The following is a 658-nucleotide window of genomic DNA, read 5'->3' as shown; positions in this document are numbered from 1 at the left end:
GGGGTATAGCAGCACCATCGACGGCCTTCCGGTAATCGGGCTGCTGAAACCAACCGATAGCCAACCAAGCTACTAAGGCCTGTTTACAGTCATCGGATTGCGAGGAAAGCTGTGACGAGATTAAGGAGTGCGGCGAAGCAAGCATCGGTTTTTTCGTAACGGGTTGCGATGCGTCGGAATGCCTTGAGATGGCAGAAGAAGTTCTCGACGAGATGGCGCCATTTGTACATTTCGGTGTCGTGAGGGATGCGTCCGGCCCGGTCTGCTTTGGACGGGATGACCGCCGCAGCGCCGCGTTCATTCAGGTTGGCGCGCAGCCAGTTGTTGTCGAAGGCCTTGTCGCCGAGGAGCGCCTCAAAATCGAGGCCGGCGATCAAAGGCTCGACCCCGATGCTGTCGTGACGCTGGTCGGGCAAAAGGACGAAGCGAATGAGATTGCCGAGGGCGTCGACCAAGGCCATGATTTTGGTGGTCAGGCCGCCACGCGAGCGGCCTATGGCCTGATTTTGAGTCCCCCTTTTGCGCCGGTGCCATGCTGGTGGACCCGGACGAGCGTGCCGTCGATAAGGACATATTCGAAATCGGGATCATCGCTGAGGGCCTTGAAAATACGCTCCCAGACGCCCTTCTGCGCCCAGCGCCAGAAGCGCGTATATAC

The 658-nt window shown here is 58.7% G+C and carries 1 pseudogene; it reads right to left on the bottom strand.

Going from position 1 to position 658, the window contains the following annotated elements:
• Positions 1 to 89 precede the first annotated feature (89 nt).
• Positions 90 to 658 (bottom strand): annotated as a pseudogene (locus EOA23_RS35220) (IS5 family transposase); the annotation flags it as partial.

It is taken from the genome of Mesorhizobium sp. M2A.F.Ca.ET.042.01.1.1, from assembly GCF_003997405.1.
In the GTDB taxonomy this organism is placed as follows: domain Bacteria; phylum Pseudomonadota; class Alphaproteobacteria; order Rhizobiales; family Rhizobiaceae; genus Mesorhizobium.
Note: the sequence above shows the minus strand (reverse complement) of the source record. Positions and strands in the feature narration are given on the sequence as shown.